General features: G+C 74.0%; 4 protein-coding genes. 3 read left to right on the plus strand and 1 reads right to left on the minus strand.

The window, feature by feature from the left end:
- Positions 1–92: 92 nt before the first annotated feature.
- Positions 93–2,198, plus strand: a complete 2,106-nt coding sequence (locus ACTUAL_RS21735) for a HelD family protein (RefSeq protein ID WP_440901538.1) — start codon at positions 93–95, stop codon at positions 2,196–2,198.
- 82 nt (positions 2,199–2,280) lie between these two features.
- On the opposite strand, the gene ACTUAL_RS21740 is transcribed toward ACTUAL_RS21735, so the two are convergent.
- On the minus strand, positions 2,281–2,694 hold the full coding sequence (locus ACTUAL_RS21740; RefSeq protein ID WP_096493714.1) for an SSI family serine proteinase inhibitor: 414 nt from the start codon (positions 2,692–2,694) through the stop codon (positions 2,281–2,283).
- A 115-nt stretch (positions 2,695–2,809) separates the two neighbouring features.
- Here ACTUAL_RS21740 and ACTUAL_RS21745 point away from each other — a divergent pair, with 115 nt between their 5' ends.
- Positions 2,810–3,202 carry a GNAT family N-acetyltransferase gene (locus tag ACTUAL_RS21745; RefSeq protein ID WP_440901539.1) on the plus strand — a complete coding sequence of 131 codons (393 nt, stop codon included), beginning with the start codon at positions 2,810–2,812 and terminating at the stop codon, positions 3,200–3,202.
- An 80-nt stretch (positions 3,203–3,282) separates the two neighbouring features.
- The coding region (locus ACTUAL_RS21750; RefSeq protein ID WP_440901540.1) for an RNA ligase family protein at positions 3,283–3,878 on the plus strand (596 nt) is incomplete at its 3' end.

A 3,878-nucleotide genomic window follows, 5' to 3' on the forward strand; every position in this document is an offset into this window, starting at 1 on the left:
GTCCGTCATAGTCCGGATAAACTATTTTATCTGGACTAGTACAGTTGGGCCTTCCGCTGACCGCCCAAAACCCCTGTGAGGCCGTCATCGCCATGCACCAGACAGACCAGGACCCAGCCGAGTCCGAGATCCGCGCCGAGCGCGACTTCATGGCCCTCTGCCGCGCCGAGCTCGTCCGGATGCGCGGCGAGTTCTCGACCATGCTCACCACCGGGGCGGCCGAGGGCGACGCCGTGGTGGACAAGTTCTTCAACCACGCCCTGCGCGAGTTCCGCAAGCAGGTGGTCAAGGACCTGTCCGGCTTCGACGACGTCCCGCTCTTCTTCGGCCGCCTGGACTACCCGGCCGGGGACGTCTACGACAGCGAGAACGACGCCGCCACCAGGGGGAAGTCGCACACCCGCACCACCGGCAGCGACCTCGTCTACGTCGGCCGCAGGGGTGTGCGCGACGAGGCGGGCGAGCCGCTGGTCGTCGACTGGCGCGCCGCGCTCTCCCGCGCGTTCTACGAGGCCTCGCCGGACGAACCGGCGGGGGTGCGGGTCCGCCGCCGCTACGGCTTCGACCGCGCGGGCGAGCTCACCGCCTTCGAGGACGAGTCCCTGGAGGACGGCGCGACCGGCGCCGGGAACGGCCTGCTCGCGGCCGAGATCGAACGCCCGCGCCAGGGGCCGATGCGCGACATCGTCGCCACCATCCAACCCGAGCAGATGCGCCTGGTGCGCGCCCCGCTGGACCGGACGCTGTGCGTCCAGGGCGCGCCGGGCACCGGCAAGACCGCCGTCGGCCTGCACCGGTTGGCCTACCTGCTGTTCTCCGAGCGGGACCGGCTGCGCAAGGAGGGCGGGGTCGTCGTCATCGGGCCGAACCGGGCGTTCCTGTCCTACATCCGCAACGTCCTGCCCGCCCTCGGCGAGGTCGACGTCTCGCAGTGCACCATCGACGACCTCACCGGCCCCGGCCTCCCCGTCACCCGCGTCGACGGGCCGCGCGCCGCGCAGGTGAAGGGCGGCCTGGACATGGCTCGGGTGCTGCGCGAGCACCTGTGGTCGCACATCCGGCAGCCCGAGGAGGACCTGGAGGTCAAGCACGGGAACCGCACCTGGCGGGTGTCGCGGGAGGAGCAGGCCCACGAGCTGGCGAACCTGCTCGACCGGCGCACCGGCTACGGCGCGGGCCGCGAGCTGCTCGCCCAGCGCCTCGCCCACCGCGTGCTGCGCCGGATCGAGCTCAGCACCGGCGCGCAGGTCACGCTCGCCCAGCTCACCCGCAACCGCGCCATCGGCCAGGCCGTGCGCGGGATGTGGCCCGCGATCGACCCGGCCCGCGCGGTGTTCGACCTGCTCACCGACCCCGCGCTGCTCGCGTCCGCCGCCGAGGGCGTGCTGACCGCCGAGGACCAGCGGGAGATCCTGCTGACGCCCAGGCCGCGCAGTGTGAAGGCCATGCCGTGGTCCACCCTCGACCTGGCGCTGCTGGACGAGGCGGCGGCGCTGGTGGAGCGGCCCGCCAGGATGGGGCACGTCATGGTCGACGAGGCGCAGGACCTGAGCCCCATGCACTTCCGCGCCGTGGCCCGCCGCGTCGCCGGGGCCTGCACCGTGCTGGGCGACCTTGCCCAGGCGACCAGCCCGTCCGCGGTGCGCGACTGGTCGGAGGTGCTGGACCACCTGGAACGGCCGGACGGCGACGTCGAGGTGCTCGACCGGGGCTACCGGGTGCCCGCGGAGATCATCGACTTCGCGGCCCGGCTGCTGCCGAGCATCGCCCCCGGACTGGCGGGGCCCCGGTCGTTCCGGCACAGCGAGGGCGCGCTGCGGGTGACCCGCGTCGAACCCGGCTCGCTGCTCGACGAGGTCGTGCGGGGGTGCGCGGACGCGCTGCGCGGCGAGGGTTCGGTGGCGCTCATCGCGGCCGACGCGGACGTCCCCGCGCTGCGCGCCGCGTTAACCGCGGCCGGGTTGCCGAGCGCCCACCCCGGCGACGAGGACGGGGAGCGGCTCACGCTGGCCCCGGTCACCCTCGCCAAGGGCCTGGAGTACGACTCGGTGCTGCTGGTCGAACCCGCCCGCGTGGTCGCCGCCGAGCCCAGGGGGTTGCAGCGCCTGTACGTGGCGCTGACCCGCGCGGTGAGCACCCTGCACGTGCTGCACGCGCAGGACCTCCCGGCGCAGCTGGCGCCCGTGCCGGTCGGGTGAGCCGGAGAGCCCGGGGGCCGTCCCGAACGGGACGGCCACCGGTGTCGGGTCCGCACTCCGGCGGTCTCGGCCGGTCAGCCGGTCAGGCGGGCTGCGGCGCCTCCACCGCGAACACCACGCCCGTCGTGCTGTCCAGCACGCACTGGTTCGGGTACTCCCGCTCCCACTGCACGGACGTCCCGTTGATCATCCCCGTGGCGGACGCCGTCAGCGGCATCCACTCGTAGGTGCACTGCGCCTGGTCGTCGACCGGCAGCGCGTCCAGGTCCCCCGCCACCGCGTCCAGCGCCGCGCAGGCGGCCTGGCTGTCGGGGTGCGTGGACTCCTCGGTCGGCGGGCAGGTCAACCGCGCCTTCACGGCCGAGCCGTGGTCGTGGACCACCATCAGCTCCACGTCGGTCCACGTCGCCTCGGCCGCCGACGCCTGGGGCGCCAGCACGACGCCTGCGACGACGAGCGCGGTGAGCAGTCCGGTGGCCTTCGCGTGCATCCGCATGGGACTCCCTTTCACTCCGCGGTTCCGCACGGTGGCTTCCCCCTCCCACGGGGACTGCCGTCCGGACTCACTCGGACGTGGGTCATCACACCGGGGCAGGCCCTACCCCGGCCCGGTGGTCGACTACGAGTGGCGGGGCCGCTTCGCCAACGCCGAGGTCACCGCGCTGCACGCCGAGGGCTTCGGGCACCGGCTCCTGGCCGACGACCGGTGGGGCCGGGTGACCGGGCACAGCCCGGGCTGGGTGTGCGCCAGGAGCGGGCCGGAGCTGGTCGGGTTCGTCAACGTGGCCTGGGACGGCGGGGCCCACGCGTTCGTGCTCGACACCCTCGTCACCGCCGCGCACCGGCGCACGGGTGTCGGGCGGGGGCTGGTGGCGCGGGCCGCGGACGGCGCGCGGGAGGCCCGGTGCGAGTGGCTGCACGTGGACTCCGACGACCACCTCGCGCCGTTCTGCGTCGACTCCTGCGGCTTCCGGCCCACCCCGGCGGGCCTGATCCCGCTCTGATCCCACCCGAGCGGGAAAACCGCTCGATCCGCCCGCCCCGCCGTGGTTACAGTGCCACGTCGGCACAGGTGGGAGGGGACATGCGGACGCACTACCCCCGCACCCCGCACCTGCCGTGGTCGCCGGGGAGCACCTCCGACGACGTGCGGGCGGGCGGGGTCGCGGGACTGCTCGGGCGCGAGGTCGTGGTGACCGAGAAGCTCGACGGGGAGAACACGACGCTCTACCGCGACGGCTCGCACGCGCGCTCGCTCGACTCCGGGCACCACCCGTCGCGCTCCTGGGTCAAGGGGCTGCAAGCCCGGATCGGGTCGCGCCTGCCCGCCGGGTGGCGGATCTGCGGGGAGAACGTGCACGCCCGCCACTCGCTGGCCTACGACGCGCTGGACAGCTGGTTCTACGGCTTCTCGGTGTGGGACGGCGATCGCTGCCTGTCCTGGGACGCCACCACCGGGTTCCTGCACGGGATCGGCGTGCCCACGCCGCCGGTGCTGTACCGGGGCGACTTCAGCGAGCGCCTGCTGCGCCGGTTGCGCGTGGACACCTCGGTGCAGGAGGGCTACGTGGTGCGCGCGGTCGAGGAGTTCGACCGGGCCGACTTCGCCCACCGGGTCGCGAAGTGGGTGCGGCCCTCGCACGTGCGCACCGACGCGCACTGGATGAGCGCCCCGGTCGT

The organism is Actinosynnema sp. (assembly GCF_052038725.1).

Coding starts and splice junctions, on each gene's coding strand:
- ACTUAL_RS21735 (WP_440901538.1), top strand. CDS start 93: ATGCACCAGACAGACCAGGACCCAGCCGAGTCCGAGATCCGCGCCGAG.
- ACTUAL_RS21740 (WP_096493714.1), bottom strand. CDS start 2,694: ATGCGGATGCACGCGAAGGCCACCGGACTGCTCACCGCGCTCGTCGTC.